The organism is Sphingomonas parva (ex Maeng et al. 2020), from assembly GCF_004564275.1.
GTDB lineage: Bacteria > Pseudomonadota > Alphaproteobacteria > Sphingomonadales > Sphingomonadaceae > Allosphingosinicella > Allosphingosinicella parva.
Map to the genome: position 1 here is coordinate 56,238 of NZ_SPDV01000028.1, position 24,534 is coordinate 80,771.

General features: G+C 69.3%; 15 protein-coding genes. 10 read left to right on the plus strand and 5 right to left on the minus strand.

Annotated elements, in window-relative coordinates; translation table 11 throughout:
- Positions 1 to 14: 14 nt before the first annotated feature.
- Complete coding sequence (locus tag E2493_RS14040; protein ID WP_135087855.1) at positions 15 to 3,089, minus strand: glycoside hydrolase family 2 protein; 3,075 nt, start codon at positions 3,087 to 3,089, stop codon at positions 15 to 17.
- A 23-nt stretch (positions 3,090 to 3,112) separates the two neighbouring features.
- Positions 3,113 to 4,324, minus strand: coding sequence for a D-mannonate dehydratase ManD (gene manD / locus E2493_RS14045; protein ID WP_135087857.1), 1,212 nt, complete (start codon positions 4,322 to 4,324; stop codon positions 3,113 to 3,115).
- 78 nt (positions 4,325 to 4,402) lie between these two features.
- Here manD and E2493_RS14050 point away from each other — a divergent pair, with 78 nt between their 5' ends.
- The 6 genes from E2493_RS14050 to E2493_RS14075 all read left to right on the plus strand — a co-directional run bounded on the left by E2493_RS14050 (position 4,403) and on the right by E2493_RS14075 (position 13,964).
- A complete protein-coding gene (locus E2493_RS14050) occupies positions 4,403 to 5,152 on the plus strand; it encodes a FadR/GntR family transcriptional regulator (RefSeq protein ID WP_135087859.1) in 750 nt (249 codons plus the stop codon).
- Between the two features lie 89 nt (positions 5,153 to 5,241).
- On the plus strand, positions 5,242 to 7,761 hold the full coding sequence (locus E2493_RS14055) for a glycosyl hydrolase 115 family protein (protein ID WP_225421483.1): 2,520 nt from the start codon (positions 5,242 to 5,244) through the stop codon (positions 7,759 to 7,761).
- Positions 7,762 to 7,961: 200 nt separating this feature from the next.
- A complete protein-coding gene (locus E2493_RS14060; protein ID WP_135087861.1) occupies positions 7,962 to 11,672 on the plus strand; it encodes a TonB-dependent receptor in 3,711 nt (1,236 codons plus the stop codon).
- 188 nt (positions 11,673 to 11,860) lie between these two features.
- Positions 11,861 to 12,262 carry a DUF6491 family protein gene (locus E2493_RS14065; protein ID WP_135087863.1) on the plus strand — a complete coding sequence of 134 codons (402 nt, stop codon included), beginning with the start codon at positions 11,861 to 11,863 and terminating at the stop codon, positions 12,260 to 12,262.
- The gene (locus E2493_RS14070) at positions 12,259 to 13,026 is read left to right on the plus strand and encodes a hypothetical protein (protein ID WP_135087865.1); all 768 of its coding nucleotides are present in this window, start codon (positions 12,259 to 12,261) and stop codon (positions 13,024 to 13,026) included. Before E2493_RS14065 ends, E2493_RS14070 begins: the two co-directional genes overlap by 4 nt.
- A 35-nt stretch (positions 13,027 to 13,061) precedes the next feature.
- Positions 13,062 to 13,964: an aldo/keto reductase gene (locus tag E2493_RS14075; protein ID WP_167737536.1), complete on the plus strand. Its 903-nt coding sequence runs from the start codon at positions 13,062 to 13,064 to the stop codon at positions 13,962 to 13,964.
- 9 nt (positions 13,965 to 13,973) lie between these two features.
- Here E2493_RS14075 and E2493_RS14080 read toward each other — a convergent pair whose 3' ends face one another.
- Entirely contained in the window at positions 13,974 to 15,923 is a 1,950-nt protein-coding gene (locus E2493_RS14080; protein WP_167737537.1) for a rhamnogalacturonan lyase, read from the minus strand.
- Positions 15,924 to 16,058: 135 nt separating this feature from the next.
- The gene (locus E2493_RS14085) at positions 16,059 to 16,778 is read right to left on the minus strand and encodes a DUF6250 domain-containing protein (protein ID WP_135087869.1); all 720 of its coding nucleotides are present in this window, start codon (positions 16,776 to 16,778) and stop codon (positions 16,059 to 16,061) included.
- 55 nt (positions 16,779 to 16,833) lie between these two features.
- On the opposite strand from E2493_RS14085, the gene E2493_RS14090 reads away from it, so the two are divergent.
- The 4 genes from E2493_RS14090 (at position 16,834) to E2493_RS14105 (ending at position 23,478) form a co-directional block, all read left to right on the plus strand.
- Positions 16,834 to 17,616 (plus strand): rhamnogalacturonan acetylesterase, encoded by a 783-nt coding sequence (locus E2493_RS14090; RefSeq protein WP_318531698.1) that lies wholly within the window; start codon positions 16,834 to 16,836, stop codon positions 17,614 to 17,616.
- Complete coding sequence (locus E2493_RS14095; protein WP_225421484.1) at positions 17,613 to 19,043, plus strand: rhamnogalacturonidase; 1,431 nt, start codon at positions 17,613 to 17,615, stop codon at positions 19,041 to 19,043. The genes E2493_RS14090 and E2493_RS14095 overlap by 4 nt, the downstream gene beginning before the upstream one ends.
- Before the next feature lie 110 nt (positions 19,044 to 19,153).
- The gene (locus tag E2493_RS14100; RefSeq protein ID WP_135087875.1) at positions 19,154 to 22,165 is read left to right on the plus strand and encodes a beta-galactosidase; all 3,012 of its coding nucleotides are present in this window, start codon (positions 19,154 to 19,156) and stop codon (positions 22,163 to 22,165) included.
- Positions 22,162 to 23,478 carry an oligogalacturonate lyase family protein gene (locus E2493_RS14105; RefSeq protein ID WP_225421485.1) on the plus strand — a complete coding sequence of 439 codons (1,317 nt, stop codon included), beginning with the start codon at positions 22,162 to 22,164 and terminating at the stop codon, positions 23,476 to 23,478. The genes E2493_RS14100 and E2493_RS14105 overlap by 4 nt, the downstream gene beginning before the upstream one ends.
- A gap of 159 nt (positions 23,479 to 23,637) precedes the next feature.
- On the opposite strand, the gene E2493_RS14110 is transcribed toward E2493_RS14105, so the two are convergent.
- On the minus strand, positions 23,638 to 24,534 hold the full coding sequence (locus E2493_RS14110) for an amidohydrolase family protein (RefSeq protein ID WP_135087877.1): 897 nt from the start codon (positions 24,532 to 24,534) through the stop codon (positions 23,638 to 23,640).

The following is a 24,534-nucleotide window of genomic DNA, read 5'->3' on the forward strand; positions in this document are numbered from 1 at the left end:
GCGTGCCACCGGGCTCAGCGCCGCGCGGGCGGTACGGGACCGTGGAAGTCCGCCTCGACGATGCCGAGCGTCCAGCCGGGACGGACCGCGTTGGCGCCGGTGTCCCCAGCCTGGCGGGCGGTCTCGAGCTCGACGATCTTCCCGAACGCGTCGCGGTCCTCGACCTTGCCGGTCTGCACGATGCGCAGCGTCTGCCCGGTCGCGGCCGGGAAGCGGAGGACGGCATAGCCGAGGCTACGCTCGGTCTCCCCTTCCCAGATCGTGCGCCCATCGAGCGTGACGCGGAGCGGATAGGCGCGCGAGCGCCAGCCGACCAGCTTGAGCTCGATTTCGGAGAGCTCGACCGGCCCCGGGAAGGAATATTCGATCCAGGCCGAGCCGGGCTTGCCGTCGCTGGTCCAGCGGGAGAGCTCGTTGTCGTCGATCGAGCGGCCCGCCTCCGCCTGGTTGGCGCCGGCGACGATCCGCGCCGGGGCCAGCGTTGTCCGGCTTTCCACGAAGGTCGGCGCCTCGGGCGTCGGACCGCGGCTGAGCAGGCCCTGCTGGTGGTGCTCGGGAAAATCCGGCGAGAGGCCGCCCGACGACGCTTTCGGCATGACGGTGGCGATCGTCACCCGCGCATCCTTCAGACCGGGCGCCGAGGCGGTCAGCCGCACCGCCCCGCGCTGGGTGCCGGCGCGGAGCAGGACTCGGTTGACGCCGGCTTCGACCGGCAGGGTCTGCGAGAGGATGTAATTGTCCTCATCGCGTGCGCTGCCGGCATAATGGGTGACCGCATCGTGGCCGGCCGCGGGCGCGACGACGCTTCCCGACGCGGCGCTCTCGACCCGGGTCTTGCCGGAGCTGTCGCCCTGGGCGATTCCGCCGCGCCATTCGGCGGGCCCGTCGAGCGTGAAACGGATCAAGTCATGGGCGGTCGGCACCCGCCGTCCCGCGGCATCGACCACCTCGACGTCGACCAGGGCGATGTCCGCGCCGTCCATGACGAAGCCGCGGGGCGAGGTGCGCGGCGTCAGCCGCAGCGCCACGGGCGGTCCGGCGGTCTCGATGCGATGCTCGGACCGACGGCCGCCGGCATGGGCGGCAAGGGCGCGGATCGTCCCTGCCGACCAGGGGACGCCCTTCCAGGTGAAGAGGAAGCCGGCGCTGCGCGCGCCCTGCCCGAGCGAGCGGCCGTTGACGAACAGCTCAACCGACTCGCCGTTCGACACGACGGTGACGTCCTTGCTGGTGCCCGCCGCGTAGTTCCAGTGGCCGATGATGTGGGTCGCGGGCGTGACGCTGTCGACCCAGTCGCTCCACATCACCTTGTGGGCGTAGAAGCCCTGCTTGGGCAGGCGCACCGCGTCGACCTCGCCCGAGCGCCGGTAATTGTTGTCGCCGCGATAATGGGTGTTGGAATCGGAGAAGATGATGTTGACGCCGCCCGAGCTCACCCGCCGGCCGGTGCCGGGCCGGACGCGGTAATAATCCCACCAGCGCCGGACATCCTCGATCGCGTGGCTGTCCTGATTGCGGTTATAGTCGGGCGCATCCTTGTGGAAGGGCGGCGTCAGATCGTCCTGGTACAGGCGGGCGCCCTCGTCGCGCGAATATTCCATCGCCCACATCGGGATATCGGCGCTCTTGTTGATGTAGAGCATCTCGCCGCCATATTCGGCGGTCTCGCTGTCGAGCATCTCGCGCGAGCCGATCGCGCGGCCGCCGTGCGGATCGTAGCGGTCGCGGATCGCCTTCATCTCGGCCATATGGGCCTCGCTGATGCTCTCGTTGCCGCTCTCGTAGAACAGGATCGAGGGGTTGTTGCGGTTGTAGACGATGGCGTCGCGCATCAACTCCTTGCGCTGCTCCCAGCGGCGGCCGCTGGTGTCGCTCTCCGCGTCGCCGGCCGGCATCGCCTGGATCAGCCCGACGCGATCGGCCGATTCGACATCCTGCTTGGACGGCGTGATGTGCATCCAGCGGACGAGGTTGCCGCCGCTCTCCACCAACAGGGCATTGGAGAAGTCGCTGATCCACGGCGGGATCGAGACTCCGACCGCCGGCCATTCGTTCGACGTGCGCTGCGCATAGCCGTGCATCTGAATGATGCGGCCGTTCAGCTCGACCATGCCGTTGCCGAAGCGGGTCTGACGGAAGCCGGTGACCGTATCGACGCTGTCCAGCACCCGGCCCTCGCTCACCAGGCTGGTCGTCACCGTGTAGAGATAGCCGTAGCCCCAGCTCCAGAAATGGAGGCCGAAGACCCGGCCCGACGCGGCAAGTATGCGGGTCTCGCCCGGCTGCAGCACGACGGGCGCGCCGTCGAACCGCGCCACTCGCCGGCCGTCGCGGTCGCGGATCTCGACCCGGGTCGAGACGCGGCGCGCGGCCTTGTCCTCGTTGCGCGCCTGGGTCTCGGCATGGATCGTCGCCGCGCGCGCGGAGAGATCGAATCCGTCGGCCCAGACATATTGCCCGGTGGTGCCGAGGCCGGCGAACAGCGGCAGCGTCTGGTAGACCGGCCCGGTCAGGTGCAGCCGGACGTTTTTGGTGATGCCGCCGTAATTGACGTTGAAATTGTCGTTGTTCCACTGGAAGCCGCTGCCGGTCGCGCGTTCCTTATACTTCCAGTCGTTGTCGACCCGGACGGCGATGACGTTCTCGCCGGGACGCAAAGCGGAAGAGATGTCGGCGCCGAACGCCATCGCACCGTTTTCCGATAGCGCGACCGAGCGGCCGTTGACCCAGACCTCGGCGGCCTGGCGGACACCCTCGAACTCGAGCAGCGCCTTGCCGTCGCCCGCCTCCCGGGGAAGCGTGATCCGCCTGCGATACCAGATGATCCCGGTCGAGAGCTGCTTGATATCGCGGGCGAACGCCTCCTTCTCGTTGAAGGCGTTGGGCAGGGCGACGGTGGACCAGCCGGCATCGTCGAAGCCCGGCTGCTCGGCCCCGGCGCGCTCCCCTGTCGCGGTCCGCCAGCCCGGATTGAGGTTGAACGTGCGTCGCGGCGACGCGACCACGCTCGAGGCGTCATGCGCAAGCGCGGGAACGGGTGCGAGCGTGGTGGCGGCGAGAAGCAGCCCGCCCAATAGAGTCAGACGCATGGGCCGATCCTCTCCGGTGACGCTCACCAATTGTGCATGGAGCCGTCCTCGAGCCGGTTCACCGGCAGATAGGCGCGGCTGTAGGGGTAGCGGGCGGCCGCCTCCTCGTCGATGTCGACGCCGAGTCCCGGCGCCTCGCCGGGATGGAGGCTGCCCTCGCTGAAGCTGTAGGCGTGCGGGAAGACCTTATCGGTCTCCTCGGTATGGCGCATATATTCCTGGATGCCGAAGTTCGGCACCGACAGGTCAAAATGGAGCGCCGCGGCCATGGTCACCGGCGAGAGATCGGTGGCGCCGTGGCAGCCGGTGCGGACATTGAACATGTCGGCGAACGACGCGATCCGGCGCAGGTGGGTGAGGCCGCCGGCATGGACCACGGTCGCCCGGATATAGTCGATCAATTGCTCCTGGATGAGCTGCTTGGCGTCCCAGACCGAGTTAAAGATCTCGCCGACGGCGAGCGGCGTCGTGGTGTGCTGGCGGATCAGGCGGAAGCTGTCCTGATTGTCGGCGACGACCGCATCCTCCATCCAGAACGGGCGGTACGGCTCGAGATCCTTGCCGAGCCGCCCTGCCTCGATCGGGGTGAGGCGGTGGTGGACGTCGTGGAGGAGATGGACGTCCCAGCCGAGCGCCTCGCGCGCGGCGGCGAACAGCTCGGGCACGACCCGCATGTAGCGCTCGGTCGACCAGAGATTCTCGGTCGGAAGATCGGCGTCGGCGGGCTCGTAGAACATCTTGTCCTTGGAGACGCCGTAGGTGGAGGCGAGACCCGGCACGCCCGACTGCAGCCGGATCGCCTTGTAGCCCTGCGCCTTGTAGTCGAGCGCGGCGGCGACCGTGTCCTCGATGCTGACGCCATTGGCATGACCATAGACCATCACCCCGTCGCGACTGGCGCCGCCGAGCAACTGGTAGACCGGGAGGCCGGCGACCTTTCCCTTGATGTCCCACAGCGCCATGTCGACCGCGGCGATCGCCGACATCGTCACCGGCCCGCGCCGCCAATAGGCACCGCGATAGAGATATTGCCATATGTCCTCGATCCGGTGCGCGTCCTTGCCGATCAGCGTCGGGATGACGTGATCGGTCAGATAGGCGGCGACGGCGAGCTCGCGGCCGTTCAGGGTCGCGTCGCCGATGCCGGTGACGCCGTCGTCGGTTTCGATCTTCAGCGTCACGAAGTTGCGGCCGGGGCACGTCACGATGACGCGGGCGGAGCGGATCTTGAGCATCGGACCTCCAGATTGGTCTGACCAAATTGAAGAGAGTTCGCTCTTGTGTCAAGCCACTGTCCGTGAGAAGCCGGAGCGATGCACGTTCCCGCCCGCAAGCTCTACCAGCGTATTGCCGAGGACATCGCCGCTGCGATCGCCGACGGCCGCTATCGTCCGGGCACCCGTCTGCCGGGCGAGCGCGACCTTGCCGAGGAGTTCGCGGTCAGCCGCCCGACCATTCGCGAGGCGATGATCGCGCTCGAGATCCGCGGCATGGTCGAGGCCCGGCAAGGCTCCGGAATCTACGTGACCCAGGCACCGCCGCCGGCCGGCCGCTCCCCCGAGCTCGACGTCGGCGCGTTCGAGCTGAATGAAGCGCGCATCCTGTTCGAAGGCGAGGCGGCCGCGCTCGCCGCCACCTCGATCGAGGACGAGACTTTGGCCGCGCTCGACCGGGTGCTCGAGAGCATGGCCGGCGCCGGCGAGTCTCCCGGAGCGGTCGACGCCGACCGCGAATTCCATTTGCTGATCGCCGAGGGCACAGGCAACAGCATCGTCCGCTCGGTGGTCGAGATGCTCTGGCAGATCCGCGAGAGCTCGCCTTTGTGCGTCCACATGTTCGGCAAGGCGCGCCGCGAGGGCGTAACCCCGCGCGTCGCCGAGCATCGCCTGATCGTCGACGCGCTCAGGGCGCGCAATCCCCAGGCCGCACGCGAGGCGATGCGCGCCCATCTGCGCCGCGTGACCGAGGACCTTCTCGCCGCGACCGAGGTCGAGCTGATCGAGCGTGCGCAGGCGGAGGCCCATGCCCAGCGCAGCCGGATCGCGCAGCGCGCGTCGCTCTGATCGGCGGACCGCGGCGGTCTGACCAATTGCCGGGTCAGCGCCCGCAAGTTGCGAGCCGCTGATATCGGCGCGTGACCGGAGAGACTGTGATGAGCCCTTCACGCCAGCGACAGCGACTTCCGCACGGCTTCGAGGCCGGGCTTCATCGCGTGGCACTCGCCAGCCTGATCCTCCTGCTGGGGTTCCTTGGCGCGCCCGCGGGCGCCGCCTCCCCTGGCCTGCTCGCCAGGACGGCGTCGGGCTTCCCCCTCGCCGCGGCCGGCGCCGCAGCCCCGGTGCACTATGACCCGGCCGACCACCCGGTGGTCGCCCATGCGGCCGCGGACCTGGCCCGCGACGTCGCCGCGGTCACCGGCCTGACCCCCAGGCTGCACCCCAAGAGCGAGGCGCCGACGGCACGCCATGTCGTCATCGCCGGCACTCTCGGCCGCAGCCGCGCGATCGACGCGCTTGCCGCAAGCGGCCGGCTCGACGTCGGCCGGCTTCGCAGCGCGTGGGAGAGCTTCGTGATCGCGGTCGTCGAGCGGCCGGCACCGGGAGTCGCGAGTGCGCTGGTGATCGCCGGTAGCGATCCGCGCGGCACCGCCTTCGGGCTCTACGAGCTCAGCGAAACGATTGGGGTCTCGCCGTGGAGCTGGTGGGCCGACGTTCCGGCACGCCGGCGAGCGGAGCTGTGGATCGCCGCCGGCGCGCATCGCTTCGGGCCGCCCTCGGTCAGATATCGCGGCCTCTTCATCAACGACGAGGATTGGGGGCTGCAGCCCTGGGCCGCGCGCACCCATGAGCCCGGCGCGAAGGGCCTGGGGCCGAAGACCTATGCCCGCGTGTTCGAGCTGCTGCTCCGACTGAAGGCCAACATCCTGTGGCCGGCGATGCACGAGGTCTCGCCGCCGTTCAACGCCGACCCGGCGAATGCGCGGCTGGCCGACGATTATGCGATCGTGATGGGATCGTCCCACGCCGAGCCGATGCTGCGGAACAACATCGGCGAATGGACCGACGCCAAGGACCGGTTCAACTACGCGACCAACCGCGAAGGCGTCCGCCGCTACTGGGAAGAGCGGGTGCGGACCAACGCCGGCTACGAGAGCCTGTGGACCGTGGGCATGCGCGGCATCCACGACAGCGGTATCGTCGGCGCGGACACGGTCGAGGGAAAGATCGCGCTGCTCGACCGGGCGATCGCGGATCAGAGGGCGCTGCTCGCCAGATACGTCGCGCCCGACGTTACGCGCGTGCCGCAGATGTTCATGCCGTACAAGGAAGTGCTCGATCTCTATCGCGCCGGGCTCAAGGTGCCGGACGACGTCACGATCGTCTGGCCCGACGACAATTTCGGCTACGTCCGCCAGTTCCCGAGCGCGGCGGAGCGGGCACGGAGCGGCGGCTCGGGAATCTATTACCACCTCTCCTACCTCGGCGCGCCGCTCTCCTATCTGTGGCTCGCGACGACGCCGCCGGCGCTGATCAACGAGGAGATGACGCGCGCCTGGAATGCCGGCGCACGCACGATCTGGATCGCCAATGTGGGCGACATCAAGCCCGCCGAGATCGGCACCAGCCTGTTCCTCGAGATGGCCTGGGACGTGGAGCGCTGGCGCGGCCGCAGCCAGCGGGCCTTTCTCGACGACTGGGCCGGCCGCACCTTCGGCACGCGCCAGGCGCGGGCGATCGGAGCGGTGCTCGACGAACACTTCCGGCTGAACCAGGAGCGGCGGCCCGAGCATCTGCAATATTGGCTGTACGGCGACAAACCCCGGATGAGCCCCCTTGGCGAGGCCGAGATCGGCGAGCGTCTCGCCCGGTACGCCCGGCTGGCCGCGGCGCTCGACCGCGCGGCGGCCGGCACGGCAGCGGACCAGCGCGACGCCTTTTTCGAGCTGGTCGACTATCCGGTGCGCGCGGCCGCCGATGCGAACCGGCGCTATTTCGGCGCGGAGCTCGCCGCCCGGACGATGGCGAGCCGCCCGGCCGAGGCGGCGCGCTGGGCCGCGGCCGCGAGGGCCGCCGATGCCCGTGTCAAGGAGATGACGCGGCGTTTCAACGAGGACGTCGCCGGCGGCAAATGGCGCCACCTGATGACGCAGCGGCTGCCCGCGGGCGTCTGGCCCCGCTTCAGCACGGCGCCGCTCGACCTGTCCGAGGCGGGGCTGCGCGCGATGAGCCGCTGGGCCGGAAGCCGAACGGCGCGCTGCGCCGGCACCGCTGCCACGTTGCCGCGCGTCGCCCCCGGCTGGCGCAGCCACGACGGGCTCGGCCGCAGCGGCCGGGCGCTGGTCGCGGCCGAGGCCGGCGCCGGACTCCGCCTCACCGCAACCCTGCCCACGGGCTGCCGCCTCGCCCTTGCTCTGGTGCCGACCTTCCCCACCGAAGGCGAGACGGGCTTCCACCTCGCCGTCTCCGCCAATGGCGGCGCGGCGCGCGCATTCGCCGTGCCGCGCGACGCTGAAAGCCCGGCGTGGAAGCAGGCGGTGCTCGACAACCGGCTGCTTGTGCCGCTGCCGGTGCTGCCCGCCGGCAAGGGGTTGCAGCTCACGCTGTACAGCCGCGAGGCCGGGCTCGCGCTCGACGGGCTCGTGCTGGTGGATACGATCCAAGCCTCGGAATAGTGTCAGCAATTGGTCTGACCGCTGCTTGCCACACTCCAAAACGGATGATAGCTTCCCGAATCGTGGAAGGTCGTTCCATATTGTGGAAATGGAGCAGCCGCGCTAAACGAGACGAGTCGGGGCCCTCCGCATGGAGGCCCGTGGGAAGAACAGAACATGCCCCACGGCGCGCACGGCCTCACTCCCAGGGGAGAGGAAATATGGTCAATCACGCCAACCTGCGCCGCAACATCGGTGCGACGTCGTCCTGGGCCGTTCTCGGCCTGCTGCTCGCCTTCGGTGCCGGGACCGCAGGTGCGCAGACGACGCCGGCCGAGGCTCAGGCAGGCCCTGACGCCGCCGCCGAAGCCGATGCGGCGCCGCCGGAGACCGATGTCACGGACGCGGCCGAGCCCGCCAACGAGATCGTCGTGACCGGCTCGCGCGCGAGCCAGCAATCGTCGAACAACCGCAAGCGCGACGCGCGCACGGCGACCGATTCGATCGTGGCCGACGACATCGGCTCCTTCCCCGACCGTAACGTCAACGAGGCGATCTCCCGCGTCCCCGGCGTCGCGCTCGGCCGCAACGAATTCGGCGAGGGCGAGAGCGTCGCGGTGCGCGGCAATGGCCCCGATCTCACCCGCGTCGAGCTCGACGGCGTCGGCGTCCAGGCCACCAACACGCTTGCAATCGACGGCCAGGGCAGCCGCGGCGGCGACCTTCGCGAGCTTCCGGCCGACCTCGTCAAGAGCGTCGACATCGTCAAGGGCTCGACCGCCGACATGACCGAGGGCTCGCTCGGCGGCACCGTCCAGATCAAGACGCGTACCGGGCTCGACTTCAAGAAGCCCTATTTCTCGCTGCGCGCCGGACTCGGCCAGAATTCCCTGGGCAAGGACTGGACGCCGGACGTGAACGGCGTCGCCGCCGGCCGCTTCCTCGACAACCGCCTCGGCGTGATCGCCAGCGGCAGCTATTCGAAGATCCAGAACAACGGCCACGGCTACGAGAACACGACCAGCAACAACCGCGGCTACGCGCGCCTGTTCGACTTCGATCAGTCCGCGGAGAAGACGTTCAGCTTCAATCCGGCAACGGTCGGCACCGACGCGGCCGACGTGCCGTTCGCCAACAGCACCGCGCCGGACGGCTCGTCGCTGACCCCGCGCGAGCTGGTGACGCTCGCGGCGGGCGCCCAGACCAAGGCCGAATGCCTGACGATCTTCCCGCACAACCCGACGGCGAGCACGGCGCAGCGGTCGCAGCGGATCCTCGAGCAGCAGACCTGCCTCAATCAGTGGAACGACTATACGCCGTCGCTGATCCGGCACTTCATGAACACCCAGACCGACGAACGGATGGCGTTCGACGCCCGCGTTGACTTCCGGGTCACCGACAACCTGACCGTCTTCGCCAAGGGCACGATGGCCAACCGCCAGGTCCACGACCAGAACCGCAGCCGCACCCCGGTCTCGCTGTTCAACCAGAACGTCGCCGGCACCTTCGTCGACACCACTACCGGCTATCCGCGCGTCCGCAGCGTCTCGCCCAACGCGCCGGCCGGCTATTTCCTGTTCGATCCGCAATTCGGTCTCAACAACGTCGGCAACAACGCCACCCGCGGCAACGTGCTGAACGTCGTCCCGGGCAGCGTCGTCGTCGATGACGCTCACAACGTCACCCAGATGACGCTGACCAACAATTCGGTGACGATCGACCAGATCGAGAACCAGATCGACACCAAGACCAAATATGCCCAGACCGGCGCCGAATATCGCAGCGACCGGCTCGAGATCGACGCGATGGCGGGCTATACCTCGGCCCGCACCAGCCGCGCCGACATGCGCACCTCGCGCTCCTATCGCTACGGCGATGCGACGCTGACCCTGCAGCCGAACGGCCTGTGGGACATTGGCCTGCCCTCCGGCTATGACGAGACCAATCCGGCCAATTTCGTCCAGCCGGCCGCCCCGGCCTGCGTCGCCGGCGGCACCAACCCGGCGACCTGCATCGGCCAGAACGCGGTCGCCGCGGGGCCGAACGGCCCGGCGACGCCGCAATATCTCGTCTCGCAGATGCCCTTGGTCACCCCGAACTTCGCGGTCCAATATTCGCCGCGCCTCGGCAAGGCCTCCGAGAAGATCGCCAAGTTCGACGCCGCCTACAAGACCGACGACTTCATGCCGTTCCTCACCCGGGTGAAGGCCGGCGCGATGTACCGCCAGAACAAGATCGCGCGCTGGGGCGCCGGCGGCTACACCGTGATCCCGCAGAAGGGCACGTTCGGCCAGGCTGATTACGTGCCGGCGGTGATCGTCCCGACCGCGCAGGTCCGCGGCAACTATCGCGCCTGCGTGCCGACCGCCGGCTCGTCCGCGCCGGGCGGCCTGTCGTGCAACTACGGCTTCGTTCCGAACACCAACCCGCTCAACGTCCGCTCCGGCCTCGACACGCTGACCCCGCAGGAGCTCCAGGACCTGTTCGCCCGCACGCTCGAGGACAGCGATTCCGAATATTTCGGCGACCTGCCGAACCGCGGCAACCTGCCCCCCGCCTGGCAGGGCATCCGCACCGACGAACTGTTCTCCGCTCTGGGCGCGTCGCAGTTCATGAACTTCGACTGCCTGATCCGCTGCGTGGGCAGCGACGGCAACGAATATGACCAGCCCGTCCAGCGGGTCAGCGAGACGATCAAGAACGTCTATGCGATGGTCGATTTCGAGCAGAAGCTGCCGCTGGGCCTGCTGTTCAACGGCAATGTCGGCATCCGCGGCGTCTTCGCGGACGTCAAGGGCTCGGGCCTGCAGACGCTGCGCGCCGTCCGCCTGACCTCGTCGTTCAACCCGCTCAACCCGAATGCGGCCGCCGGCATCAACGCAGTGACCTTCAGCCAGAACGTCACCGTCGACGCCAAGACCTCCGACTGGCTGCCGAGCGCCAACTTCAACCTCTGGGGCTTCAACGAGAAGGTCGTCCTGCGGCTCTACGGCGGCAAGACGATCGCCCGGCCGTCGCTCGACACGATCATTCCCGGCGGCACCTGCACGATCCAGGACGAGCGCGCCGCGCTCGGCGTGGACAACGAGGAGTTCGAGTGCACCGGCCGTCTCGGCAACGCCGGCCTGAGCCCGTTCACCGCCTGGAACTACAACGCCAGCCTCGAATGGTATCCGAATGCCGACACGCTGTTCGCGGTGACCTACGGCAAGCTCGACGTGAAGATCGGCAAGCCGGTCGCGGTGACCAGGGCCGAGCGGCCGTTCGCGACCAGCACCGAGACCGATCCGCTGACCGGCCAGCAGCTCGCCGATCTCGAGTTCCTGGTTCCGACCTGGGACGACGGCCCCGGCTACAAGCGCGACATCTGGGAGTTCCAGGCGAAGACCGCCTTCACCTTCCTGCCCTGGTTCCTGCGCCACACCGGCGTCGACGCGAACTTCGCGATCCTCTCCTCGGCGGCGACCAGCGGCCAGCAGGACCCGCTCACCGGCGACATCATGCTGCCGCCGGACGAGTCCAAATATTACACCAACGCCTCGCTCTGGTATGACGACGGCAAGCTCAACATGCGCGTCTCGTACCAGAAGCGCAGCGCCCGCTTCTCGTGCATCACGCCGTGCGGCGGCAACAACATCGACATCAACTATCCGGGTGAACAGTGGACCAACGTCCGCCTCGTCGCGCCGGGCTACAACCCGGGCGTGCCGCGCTTCAACGACGGCTCGACCTTCATCGACGCCAAGATCTCGTACAACATCAACCGCAACTTCCAGGTCTATCTGGAAGGCCGCAACATGACCCGCGAGGCGCAGACCATCTCGACCGGCAAGTACGTGCCGTTCGGCGACGACACGCCGCGGCTGATGCGCCTGTCCTACGGCGGACGGCGGATCATGGGCGGCGTGCGCATCCAGTTCGGCGGCAAGTAAGCTGCCGGTCTCCCCGCCACGGCAGCGAAAGCTGCTGACCGGCCTGTCCGCAGCAGCGCGTCTGCCTGCTCTCCCCCCTGGGCCCGGCGACTGACGCCGGGCCTTTTTTTGCCTCGCGCCGGCGGTGGGCAATCTCTGGCGGACCCGCCGTTTTGGGTACAGAAAGGCGCAATCAGCGGAGAAGATCGATGCGTCACCTCCCCTTCCTGTGCGTCCTGCCGCTGCTCGCCGGCTGCACCGCCTCGTCGCGCGGAACGAGCGAAGCGGCGACCGACACGGGTGCCCGGCAATGCTTCTGGGCCTCGGAAGTGACCAGCTTCAGCGACGCCGGCCCCGATCGCGCCCTGGTCAGCATCGGCCGCCGCGAGACATGGGCGCTGGACCTGGCGCCGGGCTGCCCCGAGGTCGATTATGCGATGCGGATCGGCATCGTCTCGCGCGGCAGCGAGCGCATCTGCTCCGGCGCCAATGCCGAGCTGGTGGTGCCGACGGCGAGCGGCCGCGGCGCGCAAAGGTGCCTGGTCCGCGCGGTCCGCAGGCTGTCGCCCGAGGAGGCCGCGGCGGCCCGAGGCGAGCCGCAGGCGCGGTGACCGCCCTCGCCAGCTTGCCCGCGGACGCCGGTGCCGAAGACGCCCGCCGGCGACTCGCTGACCCGGCGATCGAGGCGGTGGAGATCGCGGCCGCACCGCTCGACGCGCAGCCGTTCCGCGATCTGGTGCAGGCGTTGAAGCGGGCGCCCGGCTTCAGGCTCGACTTCCGCGGCCAGACTCCGGACGAAGCCCTGGCGCTGGTCGCGCGGCAGCTGTTCGCGGGCGCCTTCGCCGCCGAGCGGGCCTCGCTCGCAGCCGAGATCGAGAGGCTGGCCGCCCTCGCCGCCGCGCTGGTCGAGGGCGCGCGGCCGCAGATTGCCCTGCGCACCTATTTCGCGCCGGGCGACCTCGTCTGGCACGTCGACCGGGTCGCCGAACGTCGCGCCTTCCGGCTGCTCTGGCCGCTCGGCCGGCCCGGCGGCATGCGCGTCACGCAGGCCGACAATATCGATCCCGGGATCTACGGCGCCTACATGCGGCGAGAGCATCCCCTGCTCTGCCGCCTCGACACGGAGGTCCTGCGCACGGGCGCTCCGCTCGAGACGCTCTGGGCGCACCGGCCGGCGCAGCTCGCGGCGATGACCACGGGGCGCTTCCCGTTCATCGTCGATCCGGCACGGGCGTGGTCGGTGGCGCCCGGCGCGATCAGCATCCATCGCGTCGCGACACCGGCCGCGCAGGGCACTTTCCATTGCTCTTCTTGGGCCAATCGCCATGCCCCCGGCGTCCAGATCGTGATCACCGTCGCCGCGGACCCGGCGTGATGCGGATGCGGCGGCTAGGGCGTACCGGGATCGCCGTGTCCGAGCTGACGCTCGGCACAACCGGGCTGGGGCGACCCGGCCTCGATCCCGCCGAAGCGGCGCAGGCGGTCGATCTGGCGCTCGGCTCCGGGATCAACACCGTGGAACTGGCCGCCGCGGACCGGCAGGCGGTGTCGATCCTCGCCGAAGCGATCAGAGCACGCGGCGGGGCGGCGCCGCACGTCCTCTGCCGCGCGACCTCGCGGGTGGCGTTCGACCTCCCCTCGCCGCACGTCCACGCCGGGGACGCCTATCCGGGCGCGGCCCTGCGCACCGAGACCGAGCAGTTGCTGCGCGACCTCGGCGTCGAGCGGCTCGCGCTGGTGCAGCTCCACGCCTGGTGCCCGGAGTGGCTGGACGAAGGCGACTGGCTGGAGACGCTGCTCAGCCTGCGGCAGGAAGGCAAGATCGCCGCGATCGGCGTCTCGCTGTTCGATCATGACGTTCCCGCCGGCCTGGATGCCGTGGCGAGCGGCCGCATCGACTGTGTGCAGTTGATGTACAATCTGTTCGACCAGGCCGCCGCGGAGGAGATCCTGCCGCTCTGCCGCCGTCACGACGTCGGCGCCGTCGCCCGCTCGCCGCTCTATTTCGGCGGGCTCTCGCCCAGGCTCGCGCAGCCGTTTCCCGCGGGAGACTGGCGCGCCGCTTACTTCTTCGACTCGCATCGGCGCGAGACGCGGGCGCGGGCGGAAGCGATCGCGGCGAGCCTCGGCCTCCCGATCGACGCGCTGCCGGCGCTGGCGCTGCGCTTCGCCCTCTCCCATCCGGCGGTGACGACCGTGGCGGTCGGCATGCACAGGCCCGATCATGTCGCGGCCAATCTCGCCGCGGCCGCCGAGGGCCCGCTGCCGGCCGAGACGCTGGAGCGGCTCGCCGGGCATCGCTGGCTGAGCTGACCCGGCCGCTCAGCGCCCGCGCGGCGCCATCCCGGTGCCGAGGAAATAGCTGGCGTGCGGCGGCTGGTTGTAGGCGGTGTTCTGCCACGCGACGCCGAGGCGATAGACCGGATCGTGCATCAGCGTCGGCAGGCGCACCTCGGTCGGGTACGGCGTCAGATAGATGCGCAGCGCGCTGCTGTCCGCGGTGCGGACGATCAGTTCCTCCCGCCAATCGCCCAGGATGTCGGCACTGAGCGACGGATTGGCCTTGGTGCCGTTGTTCGAGACGACTCCGGTTGGATCGAGTAGGGGAACGCTCTCCTGCTTCTGCCAGTCCCATTTGTAGATGCGGGCGCCGTCGAGCAGCTCGCGCGACAGATCGCCGTCCCACCAGATCGCGAAATTGGTCTGGCGCGGGTGGCGGCCGATGCTCTTGCCGCGGGCATCGTAGAGATCGGGCGTGTTGCTCGCCCAGGCTTCCGCGCCCGGGTAGCGCGGGTCGATGTCGGCGGCGAGGCCGCGGCCGGTGTCCTTGTCCGCCTTGGTCGACCACAGGACCTCGCCGGTCCGCGCGTCGAGCATCGCCGCGCCGATCCCGCCGTTGCGCGACACCTCTTCGTGCACGCCCCATTTCTCGAGCCCGGGGCGGGTCGGATCGAGGTCGGAGAGGTGCATCGTGTCGCCGTGGCGGAGGCCCGAGCTCCACAGGCCCTTGCCGTCGTCGTCGATCGCCATCGATCCGTAGACGATCTCGTCGCGCCCGTCGCCATCGACATCAGCGACGCTGAGCTGGTGATTGCCCTGGCCGCCGAAGCGCTCGTTGCCCGGCGCCGCGCTGTCGAACAGCCAGCGCTTGACCAGCTTGCCGCCGCGATAGTCCCAGGCCGCGACGGTCGACCGTCCGTAATAGCCGCGGCCCATGACGATGCTCGGCCGCTTGCCGTCGAGATAGGCGACGCCGGCGAGATAGCGCTCGGAGCGATTGCCGTAGGAATCGCCCCACAGGGCCTTGAGCTGGTCGCCGCTCGGGTTCGGCGTGTCCGGATGGCGCGGCGGCGCATAAGGCGCGGTGGCGAGGGCCCGCCCGGTACGGCCGTCGAACACGGTGAGGAATTCAGGGCCTTTCAGGATCCGGCCGGTGAGCTGGGCGACGCGGCGGCCGTCGGGCAGCTCGGTCGATCCGGTGCGGTCGGTGCTCGCCGCATCGCCGCCGCGCTCGGCCCAGTCGGCGCGCCGGTCGCCGATCACCCGGCCGGCGCCGTCGATCGTCCCGTCCGCCGTCTTGGCGACCAGCTCGGCGCGGCCGTCACCGTCGAAATCGAACACCATGAACTGCGTATAATGCGCGCCCGAGCGGATGTTCGGCCCCATGTCGATCCGCCACAGCCTCCTGCCGTCGAGCGTGTAAGCGTCGAACAGGGTGTTGCCGGTGAAGCCGGCGAACGCATTGTCCTTGGCGATCGACGGATACCATTTGACTACGATCTCGTAGCGCCCATCGCCGTCGAGATCGCCGACGCTCGCGTCGTTGGCTTCGTAGCTATAGACGCTACCGTCCTGGGCAGTGCGGTCGGCCGGGCGATCGAGCGGGATGGTCAGGAATCCGGACGCCTGCACGGCCACCGTCTCGCCGGCGGGACCGGTGCGGCTGCCCGAGACGGTGCGGACGCTGTAGCGCGACCCGGCCGCCCCTCCCCGGTCGACGAAGCTGGTCGCGGCGGTCAGCGGCGCGGCCGTGATCCGGCGGCCGTCGCGATAGACCGCGAACGCGGTGCCGGACGGATCGTCGCCGAGCAGGCGCCAGCTGACGAGATTGCCGCCGCCGCCGTTCACCGGCACCACGACCAGGCCGCGGTCGAGCGCCTCGGCCTGGCGGCCCGAGACCGTCGCCGGCCCCTTCGCCCATGCCGTGCCGCAGCTCGCGAGAAGCAGGAGGGCGAGCCCTCCGCAGCGCATCGGGTTCGTCCTGCCGTTCATCCGCCTCTCCGCTCGTTTCGCGCCACGCGTCTGGCTGCCGACTTGGTCCTACGGATCGGTCGGCAAGGCAAGCCAAATCCCATATGTTGAGGCGCTGTTCCACATTTTATTTTGCCGGCTTTCCTGCGTTCCCGCTCAGGCCGGCAGCCGCCGAACCCGGAAGTCGCGGATGCGCAGGTGGCTCCAGGTGGTGCGCAGGCCGAAATGGCCTCGCGTGTAGGGCTCGGGATCGTCGAGGCGGAACAGGGTGCGGCCGTCGCGGATCAGCGCGATCCGCGAGCCTGCGGCAACCAGCCGGATCCGGTACGGCCGGTTCGGGACGATCAGATCCGCCGCGGCGGAGAGATCGTGCTGAGGCAGCAGCGGGCGATCGTCGCGCCGGCCGATGTAACGGCGAAATCGCGTGGTCGTGTTCCGATTGCCGCCGATCCCGGCATAATAGGTCCTCAGCTCGTCATAATCGGCGAAGGCGCCGCTGCGCGGACGGGCGAGCACGTCGCCTCCGGGCGCGCGCGCGTCGGTCGCCATCCAGAAGCAGTTGATGTCGCTGACCTGGTCGTTCGTCCCGCCCTCGGCAACTGCCGTCACCTCATAGTCGATCGCGACGGGGCTCTCGAGCCGCGGACGGAACCAGAGGGTGACGCCGCCGGGACTGTCGATGTCGAGTACGCCATCCTCGGCACTGAAGCGCCCGCCCTTCTCCGCCTCGACCAGCCACTTGTCGAGCCCGGAGCGGAAGTCGTCATGGTAGAGCAGCGTGGAGCGCCCTCGCACCGGCGCGCAGCCGGCGAGCGCCGCACCACCGGCGAGAGCGGCGAGGAAGGCGCGACGATCGACCGAAGCAATGTCCCACATATTGCTACAGCATCCCACATGTGCGATGGACAGGCAATATCGGGAGAGAATGCCAATGTTGCGCACGGGGGCCGTCCTTCTCTTCATGCTCGCCGCCATGCCCGCGCTCGCCTCGACGATCCACATCGCCGGCGACTCGACGGCCGCCAATTACGCCGCGGACCGCTATCCGCAAGCCGGCTGGGGCCAGTTCCTCGGCTGCGCGCTCGACGGCAGCGTCGCCGTCCGCAACCATGCCGTCGGCGGCCGCAGCACCCGCACCTTCATCGGCGAGAAGCGCCTCGAGCGGATCGCCGACGAGATCCGGCCCGGCGACACTCTGCTCATGCAGTTCGGCCACAATGACGCGAACAGGGTGAAGATCGAGCGCTATGCCGATCCGCTCGGCGCCTATCGCACCAACCTGATCCGCATGATCGCGGTGGCGAAATCGGCCGGCGCCCAGCCGGTGCTGATCACCCCCGTCACCCGCCGCAATTTCGAGAACGGCCGGGTGCTGGCCGATTTCCCCGCCTGGTCCAACGCGGTGCGTGGCCTCGCCGCCGAGCTCGACGTGCCGCTGATCGACCTCGAGCGCGACTCCGGTGCCTGGGTCGAGCAGGCCGGTGCCGAAGGCTCGAAGCGCCTCTTCCTCCATTATTCGAAGACGGACGGCGTCGCCGCCTTTCCCGAGGGAATCGCCGACGACACCCATTTCAGCGAGATCGGCGCGCGCGGCATCGCCGAGATCGTCGCCCGCGACCTGAAGGCGCTGAACCTGCCCGTCTCCGCCCACGTCCTCGCCACCCGGCCCGATCTCGCCCGCACCGCGCCGCTCGGCCGCGCCGCCTGCCATTGAGTCTGTTCGACGCCCGAGATCACGGCGCACGCGGCGACGGCCGCACGATCGACAGCGACGCGATCAACCGCGCCATCGCCGCGGCGGCGCAGGCGGGCGGGGGCACGGTGCTGCTCGGCCCCGGGCGTTTTCTCTGCTTCTCGCTGCGGCTGGCGAGCGGCGTCACCCTGCTGCTCGCCGTGGGGGCGGTGATCGAGGCCGCCGACCCGGCCCGGCACGCCGGCCGTTACGATCCGCCCGAGGAAGGGCCGGAGGAGCTCTACCAGGATTTCGGCCACAGCCACTGGCGCAACTCCCTGATCTGGGGCGACGGCCTCCACGACGTCGCGATCCTCGGGCCCGGGCGGATCGAGGGCAAGGGCCTCACCCGCGACGGACCCGGTGCGCGCTGGCGCAAGGAGACGGGCGAGCGGCCGCTGTCGATGCAGGGCATGAGCGAAGCCGAGATAAGAGCGCTCGAGCCCGAGGCGGAGAGAATGAACGGCCTCGGCAACAAGGCGATCGCGCTGAAGAACTGCCGCAATGTCAGGGTCGCCGATCTTACCATCGACGGTGGCGGGCATTTCGCGCTCCTCGCCACCGGCGTCGACGGCCTGACCGTCGAGCGCCTGACGATCGACACCGAGCGCGACGGCATCGATCTCGACTGCGTGCGCAATGCCCGCGTCGCGCATTGCCGGGTCAACACGCCCAATGACGACGCGATCGTATTGAAGAGCTCCTTCGCGCTCGGCCGGCCGGCAGCGACCGAGGCCGTGGTGATCGAGCATTGCTCGGTCAGCGGCTTCGATCCCGGCACGATGCTCGACGGCACGTTCGGCCGAACCCAGCAGATCGCGCCCGATCGCGACCGGGTCACCGGGCGGATCAAGCTCGGCACCGAGTCGAACGGCGGCTTTTGCGACATCGCGATCCGCGACTGCCGCTTCGAGCGATCGCGCGGCCTGGCGCTGGAGACGGTCGACGGCGGCACGATCGAGAACGTCTCCGTCTCCGGGATCACGATGCGCGAGGTCACCACCGCGCCGATCTTCCTGCGACTCGGTGACCGGCGACGCGGGCCGCCCGGGACCGGCATCGGTGCGATGCGCGGCGTATCGATCGAGGATGTCGAGGCGATCGGCATCGACGGACGCTTCGCCGCGACCATCGCCGGCCTGCCGGGCCACGAGATCGAGGACGTGCGGCTGCGCGACGTGCGCCTGGTCTACGAGGGCGGCGGCCGCGCGGAGGACGCCGCGCGGCGCCCGCCGCTGCTCGCCGACGCCTATCCGGAGCCGAGCATGTTCGGGGTGACGCCCGCCTGGGGGCTGTGGCTGCGCCACGCGCGCGGCGTTCGTCTGGACGACGTCCGGCTCGAGACCGAGCGACCGGACGCGCGGCCGGAGATCGTCAGCGAGGCGGCGGAGATGGTTCGAAAGCCTTGACCTTCGGCGAGAGGTTGATACCACATGTTGGAAAGACGTTCCACATTTCAAGCAAGTTGACGCGCCGCCAGCCGACGGCAAGACCGGTAGCGGCGCTTCGGGAGAGACGGATGGTACGGGGCTGGCGGACGGGACTCACGTGCGGAGCGGCCCTGCTGCTCGCGGGAACGGGCCTTGCCCAGCCGCCTGCGGATGCGCCCGCGGCGACGGCCGCCCGGCGCGACTTCGGCCGGGTGTCGTTCGATCGTCATTCGATAATCCTCGACGGCAAGCCATTGGTTATCTGGTCGTCCGAATTCCATTATTACCGGCTGCCGAGCCCGAGCCTGTGGCGCGACATCCTCCAGAAGATGAAGGCGAGCGGCTTCAACACCGTCGCCCTCTATTTCGCCTGGGGATACCATTCGCCGGCGCCGGGCGTGTACGATTTCAGCGGCGTGCGCGACGTCGACCTGCTGCTGAAGATGGCGAAGGAGGAAGGCCTCTACGTCATCACCCGCGCCGGCCCCTATGTGAACGCCGAGCTCAGCCGCGGCGGCTATCCCGGCTGGCTGGTCCGCCAGAATGCCCGCGCCCGGACCGACGCACCGGAATATCTCGCCGCCGCCGACGAATGGCTGACCCGGATCAACAAGATCATCGCCCGGCACCAATATAGCGACGGCGGCGGCATGGTGATCCTCCACCAGATCGAGAACGAGCTGCTGCTCACCAATGCCGAACAGCAGCGCTACATGCGGCATCTCTACGATCGCGCGCGCGCCGACGGGATCACCGTCCCGATCTTCCATAACGACATCGGCCGCAACGGCCGCTGGGTGCCGGCGTCGAGCCCGGTCGAGGGCACGATCAAGGGGCCGAGCGATCTCTATGCGTTCGATGGCTATCCCGGCGGATCGTGCGACGTCTTCGCCAGGCCGACGAACGGCGGCGCGGCGCCCGACTGGGGGCTGTACGGCCCCGGCGGCGCCAAGGGCGGTGCCTCCGCCTCGCCGGATACCCCGGGCTTCGCCGCCGAGTTCGGCGGCGGCTGGTTCGATTACTGGGGCTCGAACGGCACCTATCCCTGCACCGCGATCCAGCGCGGCAAGCGCTACCAGCGCGTCTTCTACGGCACCAACCTCGCCAACGCGCTGACCATCCAGAGCTTCTACATGGGCTTCGGCGGCACCTCCTGGGGCTGGCAGCCGGCGCCGGTGGTCTACACCAGCTACGATTACGGCGCCGCGATCGACGAGGCGCGCAACCTGCGGCCCAAGGCGCTCGAGCTGAAGCAGCTCGGCCAGTTCGTGCAGAGCTTCACCAGCCTGGCCCGCATGGACAAGGGGCCGGAGATCAAGACCTCGTCCGACAAGGTGCGGATCCGGCACAATGTGAATGCCGAGACCGGGGCGCACCTTCTGTTCGTCGCGCACGATCCCTCGAACGCGCGCAGCGACGACGCCTTCAGCTTCGATCTCGAGACACGCGACGGCCGCTACCGCCTGCCGCAGGCGGGCACGCTGCGGCTCAACGGCTTCGACGCCAAGCTGCTGATCGCCTCGCACGATCTCGGCGCCCACCGGCTGGTCTATTCGACCTCCGAGCTGCAGACCCAGCTCAAGGGTGCGGACGGCGACATCGCCCTGCTCTACGGCCGCAAGGGCGAGGACGGCGAGACAGTGCTGCGCTTCGAGAGCGCGCCGCTGGTCGAGATTCTGGAAGGCGCAGCCGAGCATGCCTTCGATCCGGCAAGCGGCGACCTGAGGCTCAACTACCGCCACGACGGGCTGATCCGGCTGCGGGTCAGCGGCGGCGGCCGCCCGCCTTTGATGCTGCTGATCGGCGAGGAGGATGTCGCCGCCCGATTCTGGCGGCAGGACACGGCCGGCGGCGCGATCCTCGCCCGCGGCCCGGCCCTGCTGCGCACCGCCGCCCTGTCGCGCGGCCAGCTGTCGCTGACCGGCGACACCAGGGAGGCCGCCGATCTGGAGATCTGGGGCCCGCGCGTCGGCAGGGTGCAGTTGAACGGCCGTACGATCGGCGGCGAGCGGACCGCCGACGGCCATTGGCGCTCGGAAAAGCCGCTGCCCGAGGCGCTGAAGATCCCGCTCCCGACCCTGCTCGAATGGCGGGTGGCCGCCGGCTCGCCCGAGGCGCAGCCGGGCTTCGACGATTCCAGCTGGCTGCAGATCGGCAAGGCGGGCACCGCCGCGACGATCCGACCGCCGACCGGCCAGCCGGCGATGGACATGTCGGCGCACGGTTTCCACAATGGCGACGTCTGGTATCGCGGGCGCTTCGAGGGCGGTCCCGACGCGCGCAAGATCGCGCTCCATTATGGCGGCGGCGGCACCGGCATGCTCCAGCTCTGGCTCGACGGCCGCTTCGTCGGCCAGCACGAGCTGCCGACCGGCATGGCCCGGCCGCTCACCCACGGCGTCGCCGAGTTCACTCTGCCGCCCGAGGCACAGGTCGCCGGGCCGCACGTGCTGGCGGTGATGGTGCGCAACAACGGCCACAATTGGGATCTCGAAGCCGACGATGCGCACAAGGAGCCGCGCGGCCTGATCTCGGTCTCGTTGTCCAGCCAGTCGGGTCCGAGCTTCGCGGTGCCGATCGCATGGCGCATCCAGGGCAATAAAGGCGGCGAGGCGATCGCCGACACCGTGCGCGGGCCGATGAACAACGGCGGCCAGTTCGGCGAGCGGATGGGCTGGCATTTGCCCGGCTTCGCCGACAATGGCTGGGCCAGGGCGCGGCTGCCCGCCACCCAGGTCCCGCCCGGCACGACCTGGTACCGCACCAGCTTCGATCTCGGCGTCCCCAAAGGTCACGACGCCTCGATCGGCCTCACCATCGGCAATCCCGAGACGCCGCGCTCGGCGGTCAGCTATCGAGCACTGATCTTCGTCAACGGCTGGAACATGGGCCAGTTCATCGCCCACGCCGGCCCGCAGCGGACCTTCATCGTGCCGACCGGCATCCTCAACCCCAATGGCCGCAACACGCTCGCCATCGCCGTCACCAGCGACGGCGCCTCGGGCAACGGGCTGGAGCAGGTCCAGCTCGTCGACCTCGGCAGCGTCCGCGGCGGCGTTCCCATGTCCCTTGTCGCGTCCCCCGCCTTCAAGCCCGAATGAGGATCAGGATCATGCGCTTCCGCCTGCTCGCCGCCGCCGCCCTTCTCGCCTCCGCCGCTCCCGCGCTCGCGCAGGGCTCGGACGTCGGCCGCCGCTATCCGTCCGAGAAGACCAGCATCGTCGACCGCGTCACCGGCGTTCCGATCGCCGTGCTGACCTCCGGCCGCTACGCCGATTCGAAGAACTACCCGACCCATCCGCAATGGGCGGCGGACGGCGTCCACATCGTCTTTCGCTCGGCCGACCGCGATCCGGACGGCACGCCGCAGGCCTTTGCGGTGAACGAGATCACCGGCGACATCATCCAGCTGACCGACGGGCCGGGCACCGGCACCGGCAGCCTCAATCTCGGCCGACGCTCGAATAAGCTCTATTACATGCGCCGTCCCTCCGAGGACGCGCAGACCCAGCTGATCGAGGTCGACCTCACTCCGCTTCTCGCCGATTCCGCGGCCGGGACGCTGCGCCCGCAGGGCTATGAGCGGGTCGTCGCGACCCTGCCTAGGGATCATATCGAGGCGGGCGGCTTCACCCTCGATGCCGACGAGAAGACCGCTTATGTCGGCTTCGACGCGCGGCGCGCCCCACCGCGCCAGCCCGGTCAGCCGGTGCCGCAGGTGCCCGGCGGGCTGCGCGCCATCGATCTCGCCACCGGCCGCGTCCGCACCGTGATCGAGACTCCGTTCCGGATGGGCCACGTCCAGGCCAATCCGCTGGTGCCGGGCGAGATCCTCTATTGCCACGAGACCGGCGGCGACGCCCCACAGCGGATGTGGATCGTCAAGGCCGACGGCAGCGGCAACCGCCCCGTCTTCCACGAGGGGCCGACCGACTGGGTGACCCACGAGCAGTTCGCCGACGCCAACCACGTCATCTTCAACCTGATGGGCCACAAGCGCGAGCTCAGGAAGGCCGCCACCGGCCTGCTCGTCGTCAATCTGCGCGACGACACGATCGAGCATCTCGGTCAGATCCCGATCGAAGAGTTCAAGCGCACCGAGCTCGCCAATTTCACCGATCCCAACATCCCGCAGGATGCGTCGAGCACCGGCGGCTATTGGCACAATGCGGTGACCTATGACGGGCGCTGGGCGGCGGGCGATGATTTCGACGGCAACGTCTGGCTGATCGATCGCAGCAACAACAAGCGCACCCTGCTCACCACCGGCCACAAGATGAAGCCTGACCACACCCATCCGAGCTTCAGCGCCGACGGTCGGCGGATCCTGGTGCAATCGGGCATGTTGACCAACGGCAAGAAGCATTCGCTGATGGTGATCCCGATCGCCCCGGTCAGCGACGCGGCCCGTTGAGCCGCCCGCTCGAGAGATCGGTTCCCAGAAGCCGTTCGCGGCTGACCTTGTCGAAGCCCCGCCCCTTCCTGACAAGCAGAAAGGAAAGGCTTCGACAGGCTCGGCCCGAACGGAAGTGGGCGGGGAGAGTCTCGTAGACTCAGCGCGCCCCTCGCCGCTTCAGACCCCGAGGGCGAGCCGGTACACGCGGTCGGCGTTGCGGCCCCACATCGCGCGCTGCTCGTCCTCGCTGAAGCCGGCGGAGACGTCGACGAAGCTCTCCATCACCTGGGCGAAGGACGCGAACAATCTGTCGGTCGGGAAATCGCTGGCGAACAGCACGCGCTCGGGCCCGAAGCGATCGATCACCTCGCGCGCGAACGGCCGCATCGTCTCGACCGACCAGGCCCGCTCGATGAAGCCGAAGCCCGACAGCTTGACGAAGACGTTCGGGAGCGCGGTAAGCCGGCCGATCTCGCGGCGCCACTGATCGGGATCGTCGGCCGGCATGCCGCAATGGTTGAGGATCACCGGCACGGCGGGATTGCGCGCGATCGCGACCGCCACGTTGGCGAACTGACCCGGATAGCATTGCAGATCGAACGAGAGGCCGTATCTGCCGAGCAGGTCGAAGCCGCGCTGCCAGGCCTCGTCTGCGGTGACGTCGCGCTCGCTGTAGGTGCGCTTCGGGTCGGCGTGCCAATTGACGATGTGACGGATGCCGCGGACGTTGCGATGCTCGACATGCGCCGCGAGCAGGCGTTCGACGTCGGGATCGTCGAGCGCGGCGAAGGCGACGATGCCGTTTGGCATCCCGCGCGCCTCGGCCATGTCCTGCAGCCAGCGGGTCTCGTCGAGCGCCGCACTGGCGGCGGCGCCGGCGTCGACATGGACGAGACCGGCGACATTCCAGCCGGTCGCGTCGCTCAGGTAATCGTCGAGCAGATAGGTCCGCGCGATCGGCTCGACGCTGCCGTTCGGGCCGTCGTCGGAGAACGGCGGCGCCAGCCAGGGGTAGGAGATGCGCGCCAGGTCCCAGAGATGGACATGGGCGTCTACGAACGGGATGTCGCGCAT

Excerpts from the sequence above, each read along its gene's own strand:
- E2493_RS14040 (WP_135087855.1), bottom strand. The coding sequence starts at position 3,089 with ATGCGTCTGACTCTATTGGGCGGGCTGCTTCTCGCCGCCACCACGCTC.
- manD (WP_135087857.1), bottom strand. The coding sequence starts at position 4,324 with ATGCTCAAGATCCGCTCCGCCCGCGTCATCGTGACGTGCCCCGGCCGC.
- E2493_RS14050 (WP_135087859.1), top strand. The coding sequence starts at position 4,403 with ATGCACGTTCCCGCCCGCAAGCTCTACCAGCGTATTGCCGAGGACATC.
- E2493_RS14055 (WP_225421483.1), top strand. The coding sequence starts at position 5,242 with ATGAGCCCTTCACGCCAGCGACAGCGACTTCCGCACGGCTTCGAGGCC.
- E2493_RS14060 (WP_135087861.1), top strand. The coding sequence starts at position 7,962 with ATGGTCAATCACGCCAACCTGCGCCGCAACATCGGTGCGACGTCGTCC.
- E2493_RS14065 (WP_135087863.1), top strand. The coding sequence starts at position 11,861 with ATGCGTCACCTCCCCTTCCTGTGCGTCCTGCCGCTGCTCGCCGGCTGC.
- E2493_RS14080 (WP_167737537.1), bottom strand. The coding sequence starts at position 15,923 with ATGAACGGCAGGACGAACCCGATGCGCTGCGGAGGGCTCGCCCTCCTG.
- E2493_RS14085 (WP_135087869.1), bottom strand. The coding sequence starts at position 16,778 with ATGTGGGACATTGCTTCGGTCGATCGTCGCGCCTTCCTCGCCGCTCTC.
- E2493_RS14090 (WP_318531698.1), top strand. The coding sequence starts at position 16,834 with ATGTTGCGCACGGGGGCCGTCCTTCTCTTCATGCTCGCCGCCATGCCC.
- E2493_RS14100 (WP_135087875.1), top strand. The coding sequence starts at position 19,154 with ATGGTACGGGGCTGGCGGACGGGACTCACGTGCGGAGCGGCCCTGCTG.
- E2493_RS14105 (WP_225421485.1), top strand. The coding sequence starts at position 22,162 with ATGAGGATCAGGATCATGCGCTTCCGCCTGCTCGCCGCCGCCGCCCTT.
- E2493_RS14110 (WP_135087877.1), bottom strand. The coding sequence starts at position 24,534 with ATGCGCGACATCCCGTTCGTAGACGCCCATGTCCATCTCTGGGACCTG.